The following is a 19,164-nucleotide window of genomic DNA, read 5'->3' on the forward strand; positions in this document are numbered from 1 at the left end:
TGCGCGACAACATGCAAAACCCCGGACCCCCGCAAAGCATAAAACTCGACAGCACCCGGGCTTTGCGCGGACATGGACGCGTGATTTCCGCGCTCCGCACCCTCTGCGCCACCCTCCTGCTGACCGCCACCCTAGGCGCCGCTGAACCAGCCGGGCCGCAGGCTGCTCCCGCTCCGGCCGCCGAGCTGAGCGTGGGCGATGCCATCGTGCTTGGCGTGGTCGAGGGTGTGACGGAGTTTCTCCCCATTTCGAGCACCGGGCACCTCATCATTGCCAACCGCGTGCTCGGACTGGAGTCCGAGGCCCAGCTCAAGGACAAGGACGGCCAGCCGCTCTGGCATAAACGCCCCACGGAAGCGAACCCCGACGGCGAGCCCCTCACGCTCAAGCTCGCCGCCGACACCTACGCGGTCGTCATTCAGGTCGGCGCGATTGCCGCCGTGTTGTTTCTTTACGCCCAGCAACTGTTCCTCATGGTCGGCGGCCTCTTCGGCCGCAGCAGCGCCGGCCTGCGTCTGCTGCGCAACGTCGCTCTGGCCTTCCTGCCGGTCGTCGTCTTCGGCCTGCTGCTGCACGACCTGATCGACCAATACCTGTTCTCGGTCTGGGCCGTGATCGTGGCCCTAGTGGCGGGCGCCATCCTCATGCTCTGGGCCGAGCGCTGGCGCGAAGCCCGCATCGGGGTCGGCCGCGCCAAGGGCGATGCCGCCGACCTTCCCCCGCGCAACGCGCTCCTGATCGGCCTCGGCCAGTGCCTGGCGCTCTGGCCCGGCACGAGCCGCTCGATGGTGACCATCGTGGGCGGTTATCTGGCCGGCCTGAGCCCGGCGAAGGCCGCGGAATTCAGCTTTCTGGTGGGGTTGCCCACTCTGGGAGGCGCCGCCCTTTACAAGGGCGTGAAGTCCGGCCCCGCCATGATCGAGGTATTTGGCTGGAGCAACGTGCTGTTGGGAGCAGGCGTGGCGTCCATTTCAGCCCTGATTGCGGTCAAGTTTCTGGTTCACATCATCTCCCGCTACGGCCTGGCTTTCTTCGCCTACTACCGGCTGGCCTTGGCGCTGATCCTGACGATTGTCTATCTGCTCTGAGCGACAGCGACTCGGCTGACGAGTAACTACTTGACGGCTCCCACCGCCAACCTTACCACCCTTACCTTTATACAGAAAACAGCGTCGGTTTTTACACCCCCGGCGCACTACCAAACCTGATTTATGGCCAATCCGAAACGCAAACAGTCCAAGCGCCGCAGCGCCAACCGCCGTGCCGCCAACGCCTTCAAGGCCCCCCAGTTCTCCAAGGACACCGACGGCGGCGCTTTCCGCCCGCATCGTGTGAACCCGAAGACCGGCATGTATCGCGGCCGGCAGGTTCTCAACGTCGAGGTCTGATCGGGTTAGCGGCTGGGTTTTTCGCCATCCACCCCGATACCGCCAGTCCCGCGCCCGGTAACGCCCGCATTGCGGTGGACGCGATGGGCGGAGACTTGGGTCCGTCCGAGGTCGTCGCGGCGGTTCAGCTCGTGCTGGCCGATGAGACGATGGATCCCATCACGCTCGTGGGCGACCAAGCGGTGCTGTCGCCCTTGCTGAGCACCGCCGGGCTCGCCGGTAACCCGCGGGTTTCGATCCTGCACGCCTCCGAGGTGATCACCATGGAGGACAAACCGCTGCAGGCCCTCAAGCGGAAGAAAGACTCTTCGATGGTGAAGGCCATCGATCTGGTCAAAACCGGCGAGGCCCGCGTCACCATCAGCTGCGGCAACACCGGGGCCCTCATGGCCGGCAGCACCCTGCGCCTCCGCATGATGGATGGCGTGGATCGCCCCGCCCTGGCCGCCGTCATCCCGCGTGAAGGCGGCCATTTCATTTTGATCGACGCCGGCGCCAATCCCGAGGCCAAGCCCGAACACCTCGTGCACAACGCCATCCTCGGCGCCAATTACGCCAAGGTGATCCTGGGCGTCGCGGCCCCCCGCGTCGGCTTGCTCACCATCGGCACCGAGGAAGGCAAGGGCAACTCCCTCATCACCGAGACGCATGATCTCCTGAAGCGGCTCGACGGCGTGGTGAACTACGCCGGCCCCATCGAGGGCTTCCAAGTTTTCCGCGACACCGTGGACGTCGTCGTCTGCGACGGCTTTGTCGGCAACACGCTGCTCAAGACCTGGGAATCGCTGGCCAAATTCATCACGGGCATGCTCAAGCAGGAGCTGCAGGCCAACCCGCTCCGCATCGGCGGCGCGCTGCTCGCCAAAGGTGCCTTCGACGCCCTGAAATCGCGGATGAACCCCGACCGTTACGGCGGCGCCCCGCTCCTCGGCGTGCGCGGCAACATCCTCAAGGCCCACGGCTCGAGCAGCCGCCACGCCATGGCCAATGCCATCCGCGCCGCCGCCAAGATCATCCACCAGGACCTTTACCAGCACTCCGAACAGGACGTCGCCCGCGCCAACGCCCTCCTCGATCCCCCGGCGGCTCCGGCCGCCCCCGCTTCCTGATTTCTCCCATGGCTTCCGTCATCATCGCCGGCGTCGGCTCCTACGCCCCCGCCCAGGTGCTCACCAACGAAGAACTTTCCAAACGGGTCGATACCTCCGACGAGTGGATCCGCACCCGCTCGGGCATCCGCGAACGGCGCATTGCCGCGCCCGACGAGGCCTGCTCCGACCTTGCCCTCAAGGCTGCCGCCAATGCCCTCGCTGACGCCAAGATCAGCGCCGCCGACATCGACCTGCTGATCGTGGCCACCTGCACGCCCGACCTGCCCCTGCCCTCCACCGCGTGCCTGGTGCAGCACAAGCTCGGTGTCCCGGCCCACGCGACCTGCTTTGACATTGCCGCCGCCTGCTCGGGCTTCCTCTACGCCCTCGAGATCGCCTACGGCCAGCTGCAGACCAACCGCTACAAGCGCGCCCTGATCATCGGCGCCGAAAAACTTTCCACGATCACCGACTGGACCGACCGCACCACCTGCGTGCTCTTCGGCGACGGCGCCGGCGCGGCCGTGCTCATGAAGTCGCCCGAGCCCGGCAAAGGCATCCTCGGCACCGACCTCGGCGCTGACGGCGAATTTGTGGACAACCTTTACATTCCCGCCGGCGGCAGCCGCACCCCGGCCTCGGCCGAGTCCGTGGCCAAACGCGACCACTGCATCCGCATGAACGGCCGCGAGGTGTTCAAGAGCGCCGTCCGCGTCATGGAGACCGTGGCCCGGGAAATGATGGAACAACACCAGCTGACTCCTGACCAAATCAGCCTCGTGGTTCCCCATCAGGCCAACATCCGCATCATCGAGGCGCTCGCCGGCAACCTGAAGATGCCGCTCGACAAGTTCTTCGTAAACCTCGACCGCTACGGCAACACCTCGTCGGCCACCATTCCCCTCGCCCTCGACGAAGCCCGGAAGGCCGGTCGCATCAAGCCCGGTGACACCACGCTGCTCGTCGCCTTCGGCGCTGGCTTGACCTACGGAGCCGCGCTGGTTCGATGGTAAAACTTATTTTCATGCGTCGCCCCACTTCTCTTCCCCTCCTGGCCGTCCTTGTGGCGGTGATGCTCGCCCCGCTCCGCCTGTCCGCCGACCTCGTGTGGACCCCGGAGAGCGGCTGGAAAGTCCAGGGCGGCGTGCTCGCCAGCCTGCAGGGCGAGGAAGGCCGCAACGCCCTCGAGCTCATGAACAAGGCCCGCGCCGCCGAGGAAGCCGGCGAAGACGGTCGCGCGCTCAAGGCCTACACCCAGGTCACCAAGAAGTATCCCAATTCCGTTTACGCCGCCGAAGCCCTCTTCCGCACCGGCCTCATCCAGCAAAAGCAGCGCAAATACCACAAGGCTTTCCAGACCTACCAGGTGCTGGTGGCCGGCTACCCGAATTCCGAAAAGTTCAACCAGGTCATCGGCGAGCAATACCGCATCGCCTCCGACCTCGCCGAGGGCAAGCGCGCCAAGACCGTCTGGTGGCTCCCCGGTTTCCGCAGCCGGGAGCGCGCCATCGCCTATTTCGAGACCATCGTGATGACCGCGCCCTTCAGCGATTATGCGCCCCTCGCGCTCATGAACGCCGCCCGCGGTTACAAGAAGATGAACGAGACTCCGGCCGCCATCGACGCCCTGGACCGGATGATCAGCACCTACCCGCGCAACGTCCTCACCCCCGATGCCTACCTGCGCATCGCCGAGACCCATGCCTCGCTCGTGGACGGCCCCGCCTACGACCAGGCCTCCACCCAGGACGCCATCACCTACTACGAGGATTACATGATTCTCTTCCCCGGTCACAACGGCATGGTCGCCGCCGAATCCGGTCTCGCCGACATGAAGTCCGTGCTCGCCCGCAGCAAGATGGTCATCGGCGACTACTACTACAAGCACCGCAAAAATTACAAGGCGGCCAAGGTCTTCTACAACGAGGCGATCACCGCCTATCCCGATTCCGCCGTCGCCACCGAGGCCCGCGAAAAGCTGACCGTCGTTGACGCCAAGCTGGAGGAACAGGCCAAGGTCACCCCGCCGGATGGCTCCGGCCCGCCCAAGCCCGCCCCGGCCAAGAAGACGAAGCGGTTCTGGATTTTCTAAGACCGGGAGGGCTCGCCTCCCGATCATTGTGAACGAAGTGAAGAATCCAGTGACACCGGACGGCATGTTGGCTTCCTCTGGATTCTTCGCTGCGCTCAGAATGACACGCTTGGTAAATCTCCTCTCTGTTCTCTGCCTTCTGGCCTCCGCCCTCGGCCTCGCCGGCTGCACGGGCTACCAGCTCGGCACCGGCAGCGCGCCCAAGTTTGCCACCCTTTTCGTGGCTCCGGTCAAAACCGAGGCCCTCATCCCGCAAGCCCGCGCTGAGCTCACCACGCGCGTGCGCGAGGCCTTCATCCGCGACGGACGCGTGCGCCTCGTGAACTCGGCCGAAGCCGCCGACGCCGTGCTGGAGATCACCGTGGCCGGCTACAAACGCGACGTGGCGGTCACGCGGGCCGACGACACCGGCCTCGCCCGGCGCTTCGACGTGACGCTTCAGGCCCGCGCCACGCTGCTCAACAACCGCGACCGGAGCCATTTCTTTACCGACCGCGTGATCGAGTCCAAACGCGGCGCCATGACCGATGACGGTCTCGTCCCCGCCGAAAGCCAGCTTCTGCCGGTCCTCGGCGAATCGCTCGCGACGGAAGCCGTCAGTGCCGTGCTCGACACCTGGTGAGGCTGGAGCGGCGGCCCATAGTCTCCGGATCACGCGCCACGATGGTCATAGACCGTCGCCAGAGGATTCCGGGATTGAGCCTCTTCCTCGCTCTGTCATCTGTCCTCTGACTCCTGTCATCCGGTCCATGCCCAACGCCCCCCTCCTCGCTCCCTCCCTGCTCGCCGGTGATCACGGTGCCCTCGCCGCCAGCGCCCAGGTTGCGGCCGAGGCGGGTGCCCCTTGGCTGCACCTCGACATCATGGACGGGCATTTCGTGCCGAACCTGTCCTTCGGACCCGAGACCCTCGCCGCCCTGCGCCGGGCGGGACTCAAGACCTTCTTCGACACGCACCTGATGTTGTCCGAGCCCCACCGCTACGCGGACGCCTTTGCCAAGGCCGGGGCCAACCTCATCAGCATCCACATCGAACCTGCCTACGACCACCGCGCCACCCTGGCCCGCATCCGCGCGCTCGGTTGCCAGTGCGGCATCGTGCTGAATCCCGGCACGCCCGCCTCGGCCATCGAACCCTTGCTCGATGCCGTGGATCTCGTGCTCGTGATGACCGTCCAGCCCGGTTTTGGCGGACAACCCTTCCGTGCCGACATGCTGCCGAAGTTGCGCGAGATCGATGGCTGGCGCCGGAGCCGCGGCCTGAATTTCCGTCTCGAGGTGGACGGCGGCATCGACCTCGGCACCGCGGCGCAGTGCCGTGCCGCCGGCACCGACACCTTTGTCGCCGGCACCTCGTTCTTCAAGGCATCCGACCAGGCGGCCTTCGCCGCCGCGATGGCCGCGTTGTAACGCTCAGGAACCGGCCGGTGCGGGGCCGCCCTCGTAAATGAACGGCTGGCGCACTTTCACGCAGGTGGGCTGACCGGCGCGGGTTGGCGGGGCAAATCGGAGCTGTTGCAGCGTAAGCAGCGCGCTGCGCGCCACGGTGTCGTTGTCGGAGGAAACGATCCGGGGAATGCGGGGCTGACCCAGATGATCCACGTAGTAGTCCACCACGCAACGTCCGCTGGCCGTGCGTCCCTCGTCGTCGGCGAGCACCACCAGCTTGCCGGCCGTCATCGCCAGCGGCGCGTCGAGCTCGGCCTGGTCGGAATGCCGGAAACCGTGGTGCTCTTTCGCATTCGCATAAATTCGCCGGGAAACCGCATCGGCCGACGAGGATCCGAACGGCCGCGCAACGAGTCCGTCCTGCAACGCCCGCTGTTCGGGATCGAAGAAAGTCACGCGGACCTCGGCCGTGGATTGAACGGTGCGACCGTTGAGCGTCGCCGCCTCGAAAATCGTCTCGCGGATCGCCTGCGCCGCCCGTTCCAGCAGCTCGTGGTGCGTGGCCTCGACCGCCACAAATTCGACCAGCCGGCTCTCCTCATCCACGGTGACCAGGCATCGCACCATCGGTTTTTCGAGCAGCAAGGCGCGGAGTTTTTCCGGCAGGCGCACCTCGAGCGAGGTTCTCACCATCACCGGCTGAGCGCCGTCGGTCGGATTATCCGCCCGGGCGGAGAGCACCGTGCCACCCAGGACCACACCCGCAACGGAAAGCAGACGGAGAAATACAATCATGCGGGAAACCTAGTCCCTCCGCCGCCGCAATCCAGTCGGAGTTATGCAACAAACTCAGTATGTGCCCCGGGCTGTGCGTTCCGCGCGCTGGTATTGGGCGCGGAAATGCCCGGCCAGCTCGCTGGCGAAGCGCACCTCGTCCACCTTGTTCTTGGACGTCAGTGCCGGCTTCACCCTGGCGAACATCTGCTCGTAGCCGACGGCCGAGAGGTCGGTCAGCACGGCCAGCGCCTCGGCGCGGCGCGCGGCGGGAACCCCGGGGGCGTTGATCGCCCGCCAGGCCGCGGCCAGCTCGTTGTGGGTGTCGATGCCCATGATGCGGATCACAAAGGACATCTCGCGGAACAGGTTGCCGGTCCACGCCGAGTTATAGACCAGCGGGGCCTCGCCGGCGTAGGGATTCACCTCGGGATCGGAACGGTGCGCCGCGAATTCTGGTGTGCGGTAAAAGTCCTTGCGGATCGGGAGCCGGCGCAGGGCGAAGTGCTGCGGCCCGCCGGGGGTGCCGGGTTTGAAGTTCCAGAGCTTCTGGCCCTCCATGGACATCACGTATTCGATGAAGGCCTCGGCGATCTGCCGGTTGGGCGCACCGCGCATCAGGGCGATCGGATCGGGCGAGAGCGTGGTGCCGCCCTCGGGCATGTGGAAGCCCAGGCGCTGGCGTCCGCTGCGCTCCGCCGAACTCTGCTCCTGGTAACGGCCGTAGAAATCGATGCACATGCCGACCGCACAGTTGCCCGCCGCCACGTCGATCGGCGGTTTCTGCGACGAATCGGTGAAATAGCGGGCGTTGGCACTCACGAGCAGGAGCAGCCGCAGGCCACGCTCCCAGCCTTGCGCCACGGCCTGTTTCTCGAGCTCGGCCCTCGGCCGGCCGGTGTCGGCGACGAGCTTCGTCCATTCCAGATAGATCTGCTCCTGAATGATGCTTTCAAAGGACTTCGCGATGGAACCGCTCTTGGTCGGGTCGCACACGGCGACTTCACCGAGGTATTTCGGGTCGGTCAGGTCGGCCCACTCGCGCGGCGGCGCGGTGATGCCGAGCCGCGCGAGGGCGTCGTGGTTGTAGAGCATGCCGTGGCCGCTGAGCACGGGGCCGAGCCAGCGGCCCTGCCTGTCGCGGAACGGCTCGCCGGTGTAGCTGGCCGGGATCACGTCGTCGGTGAACCACTCGGGGCGGCGCTGCAACAGGCCGGAATCCACGATGCGGCCGGCATCGGCCTGCCGGATAAAGTCAAAGGTGCCGCCGCCGAAGAACACGTCGATGCCGCAGCCGACCTCCGACGCAAGGAACTCGCGCCGGGCCTCCTGCGCCTCCGGGTTGGCGTCCTTCGCCAACCGCGCGTTTGCGAATGAGGCCTGCACCTCCATGCTCCACGACTTGCCGAGCTTGCGGGTCCAGTGGTTTTGAAACGACGCGATATATTCCGACTCAAGGAAGCGCGCGATCTCGCTCGTGCCACCGATCACCCGCCAGTCAATCGTCACGGTTTTGCCGGTCTTCGCCCGATACCATTCCTGGAATCCCTGCGCATATTCCTGCCGGATGGCCTCGTTGTGGGGCGTGATGATGACCACCGTGCCGTCGGCGCGCCCGATGGTCTTCTTGGCCGGACGCAGCGCGAACGGGAGCGCCACGACGGTCAGCAGGGCGAGGATGATGAGGGCGCGGTTCATCCCACGCCTCCTGTCATCCTGAACGAAGTGAAGGATCCAGAACGATGTGCGACGACGGTCATGCGGCTGGATTATTCGCTGTGCTCAGAATGCAAACAAAGGGATCCCTCAGTCCGTCAGCACCACCACGTCCTCGGGCTCAACCGTGGCGTAGAGTTCGCCCCGCGCGCTGCCGTCCACGAAGCGCGGGTTGCGCTCGAAGATCTTCAGCTTGGTGCCGTTGGCGGTCACAAAATCATACTGCGCCACCTCGCCGAGGTAGATGGAGTCGCCGATGCGGCCGGTCACGACGTTCTTCCGCTCGGCATCGCGGTGGAGTTCCCAGCACTCCGGGCGGATCGAGACCGTGACCTCGGCGCCCGCGGCCGCCGGGCGGGTGGGATCGCCGAACACACCCTGGAAGCGCCCGACCGTGGTCTCGACAAACACATGGTCGCCGTCCACCGAAAGAACCTTGCCGGTGAGAAAATCTGTTTCGCCGATGAAGTTTGCCACCACTTTCCGCGTCGGACGCTTGTAAACCTCGCGCGGTGTGCCGACCTGCAGGATGTGGCCGCTCTCGAGGATCGCCATGCGATCGGCGATGGACAGGGCCTCCTTCTGGTCATGGGTCACATAGACCGTCGTGAGCTGGAACTCCTTGCACACGCGGCGGATCTCCGTGCGCATTTCGAGCCGGAGCTTGGCGTCGAGGTTGGAGAGCGGTTCGTCGAGCAGCAGGCAGCGCGGCCGGATGACGAGCGCGCGGGCGAGCGCGATGCGCTGCTGCTGGCCGCCGGAGAGCTGGTTGGGTTTACGCTCCGCGTATTTTTCCATCTTCACCGACGCCAGCGCCTCGGCCACGCGGGTCTTGATTTCCTCGGCCGGCACCTTGCGCTCGTGGAGACCAAACGCGACGTTCTCGGCCACGGTCATGTGCGGCCAGAGCGCGTAGCTCTGAAACATCATGCCCGTGTTCCGCTTGTGCGGTTCAAGGCGGGTGACGTCCTCGTTGCCGAAGAGAATCTGCCCTTTCTCCGGGATGTAGAAGCCGGCCAGGCTGCGCAGGAGCGTGGTCTTGCCGCAGCCGCTGGGCCCGAGCAGGAAAAAGAGTTCGCCGGGATTGATGGTCAGGTCGAGGCCGTGCAGGGCCACCACGTTGCCGAACTGCTTGGTGAGTTGCTTGACCTGGATCGAAATCATGGGTGAGGCGCGCCCGGCGAGGCAACCCGCCGCCCCCGGCCAAGTCAAAGCGATTAAGCCCCGAGCCCGGCGGGAAGGAACAAGTGGCAAGCGGGAAGCATCAAGAAATCATCCCTCCAGCGGCAAAGGAACCATCCCGCTGGCGCTTGGATTTGGCATCCGCCCCCTGGCACTTGGCACTTGGCACTTGTTACTTGGTGCTTTGATCTACCTCCATGCCCTCGCCCAAAGGACCGCCGGAGCTCAAGCATCTCGATCACATCCTCGTCAGCGCCCCCGCCATCAAGCGCCGCATCGCGGGCCTGGGCGAACAGATCAACAGCGACTACGCCGGCAAGGACCTGATGGTCGTCGCCATCGTCAACGGCGCCCTGATTTTCACCGCCGACCTCCTGCGCCAGCTGCGCAGCTCCCTGCGCCTCGACTGCCTGCGCGCCTCCAGCTATCACGACGGCACCAAGGCCGTCGGCGAACCGCGTATCGTGGACTCCATGAAACTCGACGTCCGCGGCCACAACGTGCTGCTCGTGGACGACATCCTCGACACCGGCAAGACCCTCGCCGCCGTCGCCGGCATGATCAAGGACAAGGGCGCCACCACCGTGAAGACCTGCGTGCTGCTCGACAAGAAGGCCCGCCGCGCCGTGCCCTTTGAGGCCGATTACGTGGGCTTCGAGATCCCCAACGAGTTCGTCGTGGGCTACGGCCTCGATTTCAACGAGCGCTACCGCAACCTCCCCTGCATCGGCGTCCTGAAGCCCAAGTTCTACGGCGGGAAATAAGCCCGGCGTTGGCCAAAATGGCGGAGAGAGAGGGATTGGCTGCCTTTGGCAGGTGCAAAGCACTCGCGCTTCTCGCGCCCCATATCCCTCTCTTGCATCGCTCCTCGCTGCCCACCGTTGCACGGTGACGCCATTTGGACTTCGTCAAAATGGCGGAGAGAGAGGGATTCGAACCCTCGATAGAGTTTCCCCTATGCAGCTTTAGCAAAGCTGTGCCTTCAGCCACTCGGCCATCTCTCCGGAGGTGAGCTGGGAAGGAAACCCGCCGCCCGGTCGAGTGCAAGGGCTTTTTCCTAACCGACGGAATCCCCTGCCACCGAGCGTGCAGGCCCGGCGGACCGGGGTCCTATCCGCGCAAGCGGTCCTTCACCCGGGGCCAGAGATACATCAGCGCCGGCGCGATCTCCGAAGGCCGTTCCGCCAGCCACTGGTCAATCTCAGTTGGAGTGAACCAGCCCCCGCGCTCGATCTCGGTGGGATGCAAGGTGAAGGGCCCCTCGGCCTCCACTCGATAGACCCACACGAATTCCTGACCCGTCTCCTCGCGCGCCTCGACCTTGAACAGCGGTTGCGGCGACCTCACGGGGCGGCAGCCCAGCTCCTCCTCCAGCTCCCGCGCCGCCGTGCTGTCATAGTCTTCACCCGCGCCCACGTGGCCGGCGGCGGAGGTGTTCCAGTAACCCGGGAATTGGTCCTTCAACTGCGAACGCTGGTGCAGAAAGACCTGCCCGGCCCGGTTCACCACCAGCAGGTGCACGGCCCGGTGACGCAACTTGAGCCGGTGTACCTCGCGCCGTGGCATCTGCCCGACCACGCGATCTTGCTCGTCCACCACATCGAAAAGTTCGTCCAGATTCTGTCCCATGGTCCCAGCGTAGAGGGTCCTGTGACGGGCAATCAGCAAGATTCTCTCCCCCGTTAGCCATGAATCGGCGCCCCACGGTGCCCCGATGTCCGCTCCTTTTCTCTTTCTCCCTCCACTTCCGTCTTTTGTGTCCGAAAGGTATCTGCAAGATTGCATCCGTCTCCAACCGTATCGCCGCCTCCTTTATCTCCCTCATGAGCAACACGACCCGTTCCGCCGTCGCCTCCGTCAAAGTCCGGCCCAAGGCCTACCTCGCCGCCGCCGCGAGCATTGTGGGCGTGGTGATCCTTTCCTCGGCCTTGTCCGCTTTCTTCTGCCTGCAATTCCTCTCGCAAGTGCAGGACGTGGTGGCCGCGGCCCCGGCCCTAGGCGCGGATCTGAACGCCACCCTCGCCGGGATGTATAAAAACCTCTTCATCATCCTGACCGCCATCGTCGTGATTCTCTCCGTGTTGGTTGCGGTGATCCTCCATTACCAGCTCTCGCGCATCATCGGCGCCGAATTTGCGCTCAATCGCCACCTCCGGGAAAAACTGCTGCAGGGTGACCTGAGCCCGGTGCACCTACGCCAGGGCGACTTCTTTCAGGAATTGGCCGCCAACCTGAACCGCTTCGTCGAAAAGACCAAGGGCTCCGGCGGCCGCTCCGTTTAGGAGCCTGGCCGAATTTCCGCGCGGAGCGCCGGTTCCTTTCGCCCCCGCCCCAAGTGCGGCCGCAGCTACGGTGAGTCGGCTCTGTCGCAGATCCAACAGAGTTGTAGCTGCGCTTGAGCCGGAGGCGAAAGCGTGGCCAAGAGACGACCGCGCTGCCGCTGCGCTTCAACGCAGCTACAGTTCAATTTCAACGCGCTCTAGCGCAACAGCCCCTTCAGCCCCACCCAGCCGCGCAGCGCATCGATCGCCACGAGCTGGTGCAACGCCACGATCAGCCAAAAGACGACCTGATACGACACCTTGACGGTCTTGTGCCGGAACCAGCGCTGCGCGATTAGCGCCCCCGGCCAACCGCCCAGCAACTCCAACAAGTGCAAAATACCCTCGGGCGTCCGCCAGCCCTGCGCCTGCGCCGACCGCTTGTCGTGCCAATAGGCCACGAAGGTGATCAACGAAGCCGTCGCGCCCCAAACGCCACCCCACAGCCCGTGCTGCGGCTCCAGCACCCGCGCCATCGCCCACCCGGGCAAAACCAGCAAGCCGGCCAGCACCATCAAGGACCCGCCGCTGAGGCTTCCGCCTTGCTTCGACGATCGGCTGTTATCGCGCATCGGCCACTCCGCTCAGCGTTTCCCACCCTTCGGCCCTAAAAAAGCCGCCGCGAGGATGAACAGCACCGTCAGCACCGCCATGATGAACACGAGTTTTTGCATGCGAATGAAGGAAGGGTTAACCGCTCTTCTCGGCTGATCCACGCTAATCCACGGTCAATGCTTCCTCTGGACCGTTCAGCCAAGCCGTAGCTGCGCTTGAGCCCCGGCCGAAAGCGTGGCGGTCAGGCACAATCCGCGTTCCCTGCTCCTTGCCTGCCCGAGACACGGCATCCGACACCGCCGCCGCGCTGTCAGCAGATCACCATCAACCGCGGTTCGCCCGGGATCGTCGCGGGCGCGCGGTGCACGCAGGGCGGGACCGGGCTGCCGGGCCAGTCCACCGTGATGCGCCAAAGGTTGAAATGTCCGAAGCCATAAGGCACCGCCCCGGGCAGCGCCGCATAATGCAGGTCGTAGCAATGCTCGTGCAGGAAGTCACGAAACCCCGCGTCGTCCGCGCCGCCGTAGAGCTTGAGCAGCTCCGCCCGCGTGGCCGGCACGTCCACGCGGCGCAAAGCGTCCTCGTTGCGCAGGCCCTCGCTCGGCGAGCCGTGGTAGGTGCACAGCCAGGTGTCGGCCTCGACCGGCGCGCTGTCCGCGTGCCAAGAAAACACGTCCGTCGCCACCGGCCCGGCGTCCTCGTCGCGCGGGTAGCCGTGGATGCAGTTGAGCACCGGATCGCGCGCCTGCTCGCGGAGCAGGCGCAGGTCCTCGAGGATCGCAGCCCTGGCCGACCGGCCCTGTGCGCTGAGCGCCAAGCCGCTCAGCCGTGCCTCGTCGATCACAACGACACCCTCGCCGGAGCCCAAAGCAGCCACGATCTCCGCGAAATCCCCCGCCAGCACCCGCGGCCAACACAGGGCGTTGACGCCATCGCTGAACCGCCCCGCCGCCAGCTCCGCGAAGCTCTGCACGCAGCGGATGCGGGGATAGTTGGGAATGGGCTGCTCTGACATTGCGAGAAGGTCCGGCATCCGGATCGACGAAGCAATCCATCAAGCTGGATCGCGCAAGAGCTCGGTTCCCGTGGAGGGCCGGTCTCCGCACCGGCCGGTTTGCCCGGGAGGAACCGCGTCCCTGCGGGCCGATTTCCATGTGCTAAGCATTTCACCAAACCTCAATAACTTTTAACCACGGATGGGCACGGATTCGAACTGGGTTAACCACTAATCCACACTTATGCGCGCTAATGTTTCAAGCCTCACCCACTAGCACTACGCTTGTTCCAAGTAAGTCACTCTATCTTTGTCGTCGATGGTGATGACACTGTCGTTTTCTAACCTACACACCACGGAGGCTTGTTGCTCAATTGTGGATTTTTGTCCGTAAACCGTGTGGATGTGATGCATCAGCTTCGCCCGTGTGCTCGGACGGTTCTTACCGCTTCGAATCTGCTGAAGCAGCTTGGCATAGCCATCGGCCGATTTTTTCATTGCAGGCGGCACGGTCATCTTGGTCAGCACGGTCTCCTCCGCCTCGACTTCCTTTTTAATAGGGAAAGGAGGCTTCGTGGAGCCGCTTTTCTTCGCCGGCTTCAAGAATGGCAGCGCGTCAAAGGAAGCGTGTCGTGAAACCTTCACCCCGGTGGTCGCCCGCAGATGGGCGATCATCGGGTCGTAATCCTTGTCACTGGACACGATAAAGAATTCGGCGTCAGGCGTGCGCTGGACCGCCTGCCCGAGATAGCAGGCCAACGTGATATCCAACGCATTGCGACCGGAAGCTCCAACTTCGACCGGGGTCACTTGCGCCGCGAAATGGTGCAGTTGCAGAGAGAATGATGTTTCCAGCTTCGTCTGCTTGTTGCCGATCAGCAGGGTGACGTGAACGGGCTTCCCCGCCAATGCACCCAAGTTAACCTTTGGCACATTTTCGAAATCGACTAATACCAAGTGTGTAAACGGTGACATGGTCATGGCCGGTATCCTCAGGCCGCCGGCCGGCCGGCCGCCTCATAGACTTCCGCCACCGACTCGCGGAGGAGCACCACGAAAGTGAACACGCCCAGCACGGTGCCGAACGGGAAACATAGACAGTTGATGCCGGCGACGATCAGGCTGAACACCCGCCCGCGCCGCGCCTGGATGCAGAGGCCGGAGACGACGTTGCTCACGCCGGCGACCACGATCATCGTGCCCATGAAGAGATAGAACCATTTGAAGATCGCGAAGAACGCCTGGGGCGGCGGTGGCGCTCCTTTGCCCGAGGGGTCCTTCCACATCTCCGGATTGCCGACGAACGCGTTCATCATGAACCAGTGCAGCAGCAGGAACCCGAGCCCCAAGACGGCCAGTCCCCCGAGCACATAGTGGAACACGGCGAGCAGTTTCAGATGGTCGGCATCAACCTTGCGCTGATCACGCAACAACGGCTGAAGGGGCGGCGGGGTGGTCATAGAAGAAATACTTGAAGCGGTGCTTGCTCATCACCCGTGGCCCCGGGGACGCGTAGAGGTTTGGGGAGCGTCCGACCGACGCCAAGGCCGAAGTGCATGGGAGATGAAGGACAAGGGACGAGGGACTAAAGACCACGGACTACCCGACATCAGTTTTTGACGCACAGAAACAGTGGACCGGTGCCGGTTGGCACGCCCGCAACAACCCAGCCATGGCGTAGGCCGGGCGACCGGCCCTGGATTTGCCGCGGCAAATAAAAGGTGCCTCCCCGTCCTATTCCTTCTCCTTGCTCCATTCTCCTTTCTCCCTTGATCCCATCCCCCGCTCAATCCCCCCACGGCGCCGCGATCACACCGTCTGCGACCGCCTTCCAGAACGGCGCCAGATCCGTGTCCGTCTTCGCCAGCTCGCGGTAGGCCGCCTCGCGCCGGACGGCTTCGCGGAGCCAATTGTGCGCCTCGGGCAGGCGGTCCTGCTGGGCGGCGTAACAAGCGAGGTTGAACCAGATGACGGCCTCCTGCGGGAAGCGCTCACGGGCCTCACGGAGAATCTTTTCGGCCGCGGCGATGGAGTCCGCCCGCCGCACGGCAAAGGCGAGACTCACCCAATATTGCGCCTCCGATGGATCCGCCTTCACGAGCTTCCGCAGCAGCGGCACCGCCCGCGCCCAGCGCCCCGCCGCCAAATACAACTGAGCCCGGAACTGCTGGACCTCCGACCGCCCCCGGAACGCCGACGGGATGAGCCGCAGCGCCCGTTCCGCCGCCGCATGGTTTTCCAGCAGCAGCCAGCCCTGCGCCCGCTCGAAATGCTTGGCGAACATCAGGTGTTCTTCACGGCCCGGTTCCATGGGTTTGAACACTAAGGAGTCACGCAGCGAAGCAAGTCAGGGATTGAGGACCCGGACTACTTCTTGGCTTTGCGCGCCAGCTTCACCGCCTGCTCCACAAATTTCCCTTCCCGCGCCATGCCTTCGGCTTCGAGGTGCTCGAACTGCGGGTGCGCGAAGATCGGGGACTGCACGGGCGCGCCGCCGGGCACCTCTTCGGTCGCGTCCTTCATCGCGCCTGCGAAGGCGGCGACGATGCCGTTCATCCGCTCCACGGTGCGGCGCAGCTCCGCTTCGTCGCGGCCGGGCCAGTAACCGCCTTCGTCGGTGATCTCCACCCCGACACCGAGCTTGGCCAGTCCGGCCAGCAGATCCACGGCGGCGGTGTGCGCGCGGCGTAAGGGCTCCCACCCGCCCAAGCTCGCATACTGTGTCTTGCAAAAACCGCTGAGCCGCCAGCCGGCGGTCCCAACCCGCTCCAGCCGGTGAGTGTCGTGGTCGCGCCACTCCACCGTGTAGTCGCACAGGCCGAGTCGCAGCGGCTCGCAGCCTTCCCCGAGCGTGACGTTGAACACATAACCCGCCTGCGCTGGGACCTCGACGCCGCGCGTCGTGTTCGGCTCGTCCGGCACGGGCACCATGATCCACTCGCTCAGCCAAGCGAGTTGCGCGGGCGACGAACTGATCGCGCCGACCCTCTCGATCCGCCCGGCCTGTTTCAAAGCGAGCGCCGCCTCGCGCATCTGCGTCACCAGCACCCGCGCCGGTTCCTCCCCGGTCACGGACGGGGCCCGCAGCTTGTAGTGGAGGGTCAGGCCCATGGTCCTTGCACGATGTGCTTTCGGTTCAGGGCAGCGAGCGGAACTAAAAATTGATGTCGGAGAGATTGGCGAGGGGGCGACGCTGGCCGTTTTCCTCGACAAAGTAGCGGGTGGCGATTGAGAGCTTGCCGTCGCGGACGAGGTTCAGGATGTCGGGCGCGGTCATGGGGCCGACCAGCGGGCCTTTGTCGATGTAGTAGTAGAGTTTCACGCCCGGCGGGGCGGCCGTCGGGACATGCCCGTCGCCAGTCGCCCACGAGGGCGGCCGCGTGTTCCACTCGATCTTCGCGATCAACTCAATGACGTAACCGATGGCGGCGATGACGGAGGAAATCAGCACCCCCACGATAACGAACCAGACACCCAGCGCCTTGAATATCCCCTCGGCTTCCTTGATGGGCAGGTTTTCCGGCGAGGTCCCGCCGCCCCAAATGACAATTCCTCCGAGTAACAGATAGATAAGTAAGGTGAGGCCGGCCAAAACGTAGAAAAACGTGGCCGGCCAGGGGCGTTGATAAGGGTTACGCATGGGTATGGAATGACTCTATCGCCGGAAAACGCCGGAAACGTGGCCCGGATTCACCAAACAATCCCCACGCCCGCGGAGCAAGCCATCCGTGTCTTTCTTCTTCGACTTGGCGGCGAGGTGACTGAGACCCCGCACGCCTTACAACCGGAACGTAGGACTGAAGGTCCCGCCTCCAACAAAGAAAAAGGGCGCCCGGAGGCGCCCTCTTGATACTTGGAAACTTGATCCTTGTTACTTCTCCGGCCTCAGTGCCGCCCGCGGTGTCCGCCCCGGTAGCTGCGGTAGTGGCCGCTGTAGTGGTAGCGAGGATAGGAGTAGTGATGGTGGCTGTGGTGGCCCGTCACGTAGCCGATGCCCAGACCGAGGGTCAGCGGGAGCCAGAAGTCGTCGCGTTCGCGATAGACCACGCGGGTGCGGGGCTCACGCTCGACGTAGATGATCTCGGGGTCGTCCTTCACCACGACCGTGGTGGTGTCGCCGGAGGTGTAAACCGCGCGTGAGGGCGGTTGGACGCGAGCGACCACGCGTTCGCTGGTGCGGACGGAGGACAGCAGCTTGTAACCCATGGTGCCGACGACGCCGTCGGGGTATTTGTAGGTTATCACCACCGCATCGGCGGTTTGGTCGAGGCGCTGGACCGACAGGCCGTTGGCCGCGGCATTCTGGGTGAGCTCGGCCGGATCGGGCAGTTCGCTGAGGTAAACCCAGTGATCAACCTCGGGGAGGGTCGCGGGAGCCGCAGCGGTGTCGGCCGCTTGGGCGGCCAGGGCGCCGGTGAACAGAAGGGAGGCGATCAGGAGCTTTTTCATGGTGGAGATGACGGTCTGACGGGTTCGACCGGGAATTTATTCAAAGGTTTCGGAGAAAAGGGAGACGAAGGACAAAAGCCCAAGGACGAGGGACCAGGGCCCTGATCAACCGGGTTGGCGGTGGAGCGACCTGCTCCCCAGGACGCTTACAGCGATGCGGACATCCTCTACGCGTTGGGACAATACCGCCCGCCACCTTCCGGAACGCGGCCGGTGCGGAGCCCGGCCCTCCACCAATCAAAAAGGGGCGCCCGCAGGCGCCCCGGATCTGGAATCAGTTTTTGCAGTAACGCGCCTCAGTTCGAGCCGAGCTCGGGCTTCAGCTCGATCATCTCGGAGTAGGTCCGCTCGGTGACCTTCGCGATGTCCTCCTGCACTTCCGTGTTGGAGAGGCCGAGTTCAGCCATCGCCTGCGCCTGGGTCACGCCCTCGGCGTCGAGATCCTTCCAACCGGCCTTGAAGCGGCGGACGAGCCGGTAGCTCGGCTCGCCCGACATCTGCGATGAATAGACGGCGTAGTTGAAGCCACGCTTCTCCCAGACCTTTTTCAGGGTCTTGAGTACCTCACGCGTCGCGGGGCCGCGGCCGGGCTTGGGGAAGACGGCGGTGACCGAGGCCTTGGTGGAGAAGGCCGTGAGCTGCACAGTGCTGAGCTCCTCCTCATATTGGAGATAAACATCCGACGTGGTTTTCTCCACGAGGGGCGCGATGGTCGTCTCGTAGTGTTTGTTGTGGTCGGCCGAGAGGTCGCCGCGATCATCGAGCGCCGTCCAGGAGAACGGGCCCTCGACGATGTGGTAAGCGCCGGCATCCGGGCCGGAGAGCACGCTGTAAACGCGCCAGCGGTGGGCGCCGCTGTGGTATTTTTTGGCGTGCGCGCTGAGGGCGGCCTTGAGGGCTTCATCCTGCCCGGTCTTGGCAAAGACACGGTAGGACGAGATCACGTTTTCCTTGGGCTTCTTGGTTTCGGCCGGCTTGGCGTCCTGCGCGGGAAGCGACAGGAACGCGGTCACTAAGACGACGAGACAGGCTAGCTTTTTCATGGGGAAACGACCTGACGGGTTGAGGCATCGCTGCTTTGCCGGGGTGCGTGAAGCTGATGCGTGGAATCAGCATCGCGCATTTTGCGCGGCGCACCCCACTAGTAAACGTCCATAGCGAGTAGCTTTACTACTAAGCCTCAAGTTGTTGCAGATGGACGGCGCTAGCAGGAC

The 19,164-nt window shown here is 64.5% G+C and carries 22 protein-coding genes and 1 tRNA gene; 9 read left to right on the plus strand and 14 right to left on the minus strand.

The genetic code is table 11. The features are described from left to right. Positions 1–80 precede the first annotated feature (80 nt). The 7 genes from ESB00_RS13060 to rpe all read left to right on the plus strand — a co-directional run bounded on the left by ESB00_RS13060 (position 81) and on the right by rpe (position 5,980). A complete protein-coding gene (locus ESB00_RS13060) occupies positions 81–1,088 on the plus strand; it encodes an undecaprenyl-diphosphate phosphatase (RefSeq protein WP_246026480.1) in 1,008 nt (335 codons plus the stop codon). Between the two features lie 123 nt (positions 1,089–1,211). Further along, the gene (gene rpmF / locus ESB00_RS13065; RefSeq protein WP_129048123.1) at positions 1,212–1,388 is read left to right on the plus strand and encodes a 50S ribosomal protein L32; all 177 of its coding nucleotides are present in this window, start codon (positions 1,212–1,214) and stop codon (positions 1,386–1,388) included. 74 nt (positions 1,389–1,462) lie between these two features. After that, on the plus strand, positions 1,463–2,497 hold the full coding sequence (gene plsX / locus ESB00_RS13070) for a phosphate acyltransferase PlsX (protein ID WP_281278164.1): 1,035 nt from the start codon (positions 1,463–1,465) through the stop codon (positions 2,495–2,497). A gap of 8 nt (positions 2,498–2,505) precedes the next feature. Further along, a complete protein-coding gene (locus ESB00_RS13075; protein ID WP_129048125.1) occupies positions 2,506–3,492 on the plus strand; it encodes a beta-ketoacyl-ACP synthase III in 987 nt (328 codons plus the stop codon). Between the two features lie 11 nt (positions 3,493–3,503). Next, positions 3,504–4,571: an outer membrane protein assembly factor BamD gene (gene bamD / locus ESB00_RS13080; protein ID WP_246026481.1), complete on the plus strand. Its 1,068-nt coding sequence runs from the start codon at positions 3,504–3,506 to the stop codon at positions 4,569–4,571. 100 nt (positions 4,572–4,671) lie between these two features. Further along, positions 4,672–5,193, plus strand: coding sequence for an LPS assembly lipoprotein LptE (gene lptE / locus ESB00_RS13085; protein ID WP_164976195.1), 522 nt, complete (start codon positions 4,672–4,674; stop codon positions 5,191–5,193). Between the two features lie 127 nt (positions 5,194–5,320). Then, a complete protein-coding gene (gene rpe, locus ESB00_RS13090) occupies positions 5,321–5,980 on the plus strand; it encodes a ribulose-phosphate 3-epimerase (protein WP_129048128.1) in 660 nt (219 codons plus the stop codon). 3 nt (positions 5,981–5,983) lie between these two features. Here rpe and ESB00_RS13095 read toward each other — a convergent pair whose 3' ends face one another. The 3 genes from ESB00_RS13095 to ESB00_RS13105 form a co-directional block, all read right to left on the minus strand. Next, complete coding sequence (locus ESB00_RS13095) at positions 5,984–6,754, minus strand: energy transducer TonB (RefSeq protein WP_129048129.1); 771 nt, start codon at positions 6,752–6,754, stop codon at positions 5,984–5,986. A gap of 54 nt (positions 6,755–6,808) precedes the next feature. Further along, the gene (locus tag ESB00_RS13100) at positions 6,809–8,431 is read right to left on the minus strand and encodes an ABC transporter substrate-binding protein (RefSeq protein WP_129048130.1); all 1,623 of its coding nucleotides are present in this window, start codon (positions 8,429–8,431) and stop codon (positions 6,809–6,811) included. A 108-nt stretch (positions 8,432–8,539) separates the two neighbouring features. Then, positions 8,540–9,613 (minus strand): ABC transporter ATP-binding protein, encoded by a 1,074-nt coding sequence (locus ESB00_RS13105; protein ID WP_129048131.1) that lies wholly within the window; start codon positions 9,611–9,613, stop codon positions 8,540–8,542. A 215-nt stretch (positions 9,614–9,828) separates the two neighbouring features. On the opposite strand from ESB00_RS13105, the gene hpt reads away from it, so the two are divergent. Further along, on the plus strand, positions 9,829–10,395 hold the full coding sequence (gene hpt / locus ESB00_RS13110) for a hypoxanthine phosphoribosyltransferase (RefSeq protein WP_129048132.1): 567 nt from the start codon (positions 9,829–9,831) through the stop codon (positions 10,393–10,395). Between the two features lie 150 nt (positions 10,396–10,545). Here the strand turns inward: hpt and ESB00_RS13115 are convergent. Both ESB00_RS13115 and ESB00_RS13120 read right to left on the minus strand, forming a co-directional pair. Continuing rightward, positions 10,546–10,635 (minus strand) — tRNA-Ser (locus ESB00_RS13115). A 106-nt stretch (positions 10,636–10,741) separates the two neighbouring features. After that, a complete protein-coding gene (locus ESB00_RS13120; RefSeq protein ID WP_129048133.1) occupies positions 10,742–11,260 on the minus strand; it encodes an NUDIX hydrolase in 519 nt (172 codons plus the stop codon). Positions 11,261–11,454: 194 nt separating this feature from the next. Here ESB00_RS13120 and ESB00_RS13125 point away from each other — a divergent pair, with 194 nt between their 5' ends. Further along, positions 11,455–11,913 (plus strand): hypothetical protein, encoded by a 459-nt coding sequence (locus ESB00_RS13125; RefSeq protein WP_129048134.1) that lies wholly within the window; start codon positions 11,455–11,457, stop codon positions 11,911–11,913. A 197-nt stretch (positions 11,914–12,110) separates the two neighbouring features. On the opposite strand, the gene ESB00_RS13130 is transcribed toward ESB00_RS13125, so the two are convergent. From ESB00_RS13130 to ESB00_RS13170, 9 genes are all read right to left on the minus strand, one after another. Then, complete coding sequence (locus tag ESB00_RS13130) at positions 12,111–12,524, minus strand: DUF1294 domain-containing protein (protein ID WP_129048135.1); 414 nt, start codon at positions 12,522–12,524, stop codon at positions 12,111–12,113. Positions 12,525–12,817: 293 nt separating this feature from the next. Beyond that, positions 12,818–13,522 (minus strand): hypothetical protein, encoded by a 705-nt coding sequence (locus tag ESB00_RS13135; RefSeq protein WP_129048136.1) that lies wholly within the window; start codon positions 13,520–13,522, stop codon positions 12,818–12,820. Positions 13,523–13,780: 258 nt separating this feature from the next. Next, the gene (locus ESB00_RS13140) at positions 13,781–14,482 is read right to left on the minus strand and encodes a PIN domain-containing protein (protein ID WP_129048137.1); all 702 of its coding nucleotides are present in this window, start codon (positions 14,480–14,482) and stop codon (positions 13,781–13,783) included. A gap of 11 nt (positions 14,483–14,493) precedes the next feature. After that, positions 14,494–14,961 carry a hypothetical protein gene (locus ESB00_RS13145; protein ID WP_129048138.1) on the minus strand — a complete coding sequence of 156 codons (468 nt, stop codon included), beginning with the start codon at positions 14,959–14,961 and terminating at the stop codon, positions 14,494–14,496. A gap of 326 nt (positions 14,962–15,287) precedes the next feature. Next, positions 15,288–15,812: a tetratricopeptide repeat protein gene (locus ESB00_RS13150; protein ID WP_129048139.1), complete on the minus strand. Its 525-nt coding sequence runs from the start codon at positions 15,810–15,812 to the stop codon at positions 15,288–15,290. A 56-nt stretch (positions 15,813–15,868) separates the two neighbouring features. Beyond that, a complete protein-coding gene (locus ESB00_RS13155) occupies positions 15,869–16,612 on the minus strand; it encodes a hypothetical protein (protein WP_129048140.1) in 744 nt (247 codons plus the stop codon). Between the two features lie 43 nt (positions 16,613–16,655). Beyond that, positions 16,656–17,141, minus strand: coding sequence for a hypothetical protein (locus tag ESB00_RS13160; RefSeq protein WP_129048141.1), 486 nt, complete (start codon positions 17,139–17,141; stop codon positions 16,656–16,658). 245 nt (positions 17,142–17,386) lie between these two features. Further along, the gene (locus ESB00_RS13165; RefSeq protein WP_129048142.1) at positions 17,387–17,950 is read right to left on the minus strand and encodes a hypothetical protein; all 564 of its coding nucleotides are present in this window, start codon (positions 17,948–17,950) and stop codon (positions 17,387–17,389) included. Between the two features lie 296 nt (positions 17,951–18,246). Further along, complete coding sequence (locus tag ESB00_RS13170) at positions 18,247–18,993, minus strand: hypothetical protein (protein ID WP_129048143.1); 747 nt, start codon at positions 18,991–18,993, stop codon at positions 18,247–18,249. Between the last annotated feature and the right edge of the window lie 171 nt (positions 18,994–19,164).

Source organism: Oleiharenicola lentus (assembly GCF_004118375.1).
GTDB lineage: Bacteria > Verrucomicrobiota > Verrucomicrobiia > Opitutales > Opitutaceae > Lacunisphaera > Lacunisphaera lenta.

Coding starts and splice junctions, on each gene's coding strand:
- rpmF (WP_129048123.1), top strand. CDS start 1,212: ATGGCCAATCCGAAACGCAAACAGTCCAAGCGCCGCAGCGCCAACCGC.
- ESB00_RS13075 (WP_129048125.1), top strand. CDS start 2,506: ATGGCTTCCGTCATCATCGCCGGCGTCGGCTCCTACGCCCCCGCCCAG.
- bamD (WP_246026481.1), top strand. CDS start 3,504: ATGCGTCGCCCCACTTCTCTTCCCCTCCTGGCCGTCCTTGTGGCGGTG.
- lptE (WP_164976195.1), top strand. CDS start 4,672: ATGACACGCTTGGTAAATCTCCTCTCTGTTCTCTGCCTTCTGGCCTCC.
- rpe (WP_129048128.1), top strand. CDS start 5,321: ATGCCCAACGCCCCCCTCCTCGCTCCCTCCCTGCTCGCCGGTGATCAC.
- ESB00_RS13095 (WP_129048129.1), bottom strand. CDS start 6,754: ATGATTGTATTTCTCCGTCTGCTTTCCGTTGCGGGTGTGGTCCTGGGT.
- ESB00_RS13100 (WP_129048130.1), bottom strand. CDS start 8,431: ATGAACCGCGCCCTCATCATCCTCGCCCTGCTGACCGTCGTGGCGCTC.
- ESB00_RS13105 (WP_129048131.1), bottom strand. CDS start 9,613: ATGATTTCGATCCAGGTCAAGCAACTCACCAAGCAGTTCGGCAACGTG.
- hpt (WP_129048132.1), top strand. CDS start 9,829: ATGCCCTCGCCCAAAGGACCGCCGGAGCTCAAGCATCTCGATCACATC.
- ESB00_RS13120 (WP_129048133.1), bottom strand. CDS start 11,260: ATGGGACAGAATCTGGACGAACTTTTCGATGTGGTGGACGAGCAAGAT.
- ESB00_RS13125 (WP_129048134.1), top strand. CDS start 11,455: ATGAGCAACACGACCCGTTCCGCCGTCGCCTCCGTCAAAGTCCGGCCC.
- ESB00_RS13130 (WP_129048135.1), bottom strand. CDS start 12,524: ATGCGCGATAACAGCCGATCGTCGAAGCAAGGCGGAAGCCTCAGCGGC.
- ESB00_RS13135 (WP_129048136.1), bottom strand. CDS start 13,522: ATGTCAGAGCAGCCCATTCCCAACTATCCCCGCATCCGCTGCGTGCAG.
- ESB00_RS13140 (WP_129048137.1), bottom strand. CDS start 14,482: ATGACCATGTCACCGTTTACACACTTGGTATTAGTCGATTTCGAAAAT.
- ESB00_RS13145 (WP_129048138.1), bottom strand. CDS start 14,961: ATGACCACCCCGCCGCCCCTTCAGCCGTTGTTGCGTGATCAGCGCAAG.
- ESB00_RS13150 (WP_129048139.1), bottom strand. CDS start 15,812: ATGGAACCGGGCCGTGAAGAACACCTGATGTTCGCCAAGCATTTCGAG.
- ESB00_RS13155 (WP_129048140.1), bottom strand. CDS start 16,612: ATGGGCCTGACCCTCCACTACAAGCTGCGGGCCCCGTCCGTGACCGGG.
- ESB00_RS13160 (WP_129048141.1), bottom strand. CDS start 17,141: ATGCGTAACCCTTATCAACGCCCCTGGCCGGCCACGTTTTTCTACGTT.
- ESB00_RS13165 (WP_129048142.1), bottom strand. CDS start 17,950: ATGAAAAAGCTCCTGATCGCCTCCCTTCTGTTCACCGGCGCCCTGGCC.
- ESB00_RS13170 (WP_129048143.1), bottom strand. CDS start 18,993: ATGAAAAAGCTAGCCTGTCTCGTCGTCTTAGTGACCGCGTTCCTGTCG.